The organism is Vibrio sp. 378, assembly GCF_033339435.1.
Genome location: NZ_JAWOUO010001169.1, coordinates 1 through 522 on the forward strand (window position 1 = coordinate 1; position 522 = coordinate 522).

The following is a 522-nucleotide window of genomic DNA, read 5'->3' on the forward strand; positions in this document are numbered from 1 at the left end:
AGTAGTAAATGTGACATACGAATACCGTATGCGCGAGCCTGGTAGGTACTAACTGACGCTATTCCCCTTAATCTATCCCTAATAGTTAATATCATTGCTTTTTTTGGAGGAGCCACACTCCTCCTTTGTTGTACTTTTCGGTTCTTTAAAATCGCACGTCACTTTGCCGCGTGGCGTCATTTTTTCTTACGCGCAGCGATAGTTTTTCTTGCTCGTTGAAACCGTGCATCGTTTGTACAGTGAGCTTCTCGAAAACAAGTTCATGAATGACACGAAGGAAAAACAATGGCACACCTATCTTCCTGGTTTAAGCAAGCGCTTGAACTTGAACAGCCTCAACCAGCTAAGCCACTGAATGAAGATATCGACGCTGATGTCGCGATTATTGGCGGTGGTTACACCGGACTTTGGACCGCCATTATGATCAACCAGCAAGCACCGAAAAAGCATGTTGTTGTGTTATATAAGGGGATGTGGGGTAGTGGGGTGTCTGGTGCGTCTGGTGGTTGCGTGCTGCCTTGG

The 522-nt window shown here is 46.2% G+C and carries 1 protein-coding gene; it reads left to right on the forward strand.

The annotated features are described in order from the left end of the window. Window positions 1-285 precede the first annotated feature (285 nt). The coding region (locus tag R7Q48_RS30970) for an FAD-dependent oxidoreductase (RefSeq protein WP_318134244.1) at window positions 286-522 on the forward strand (237 nt) is incomplete at its 3' end.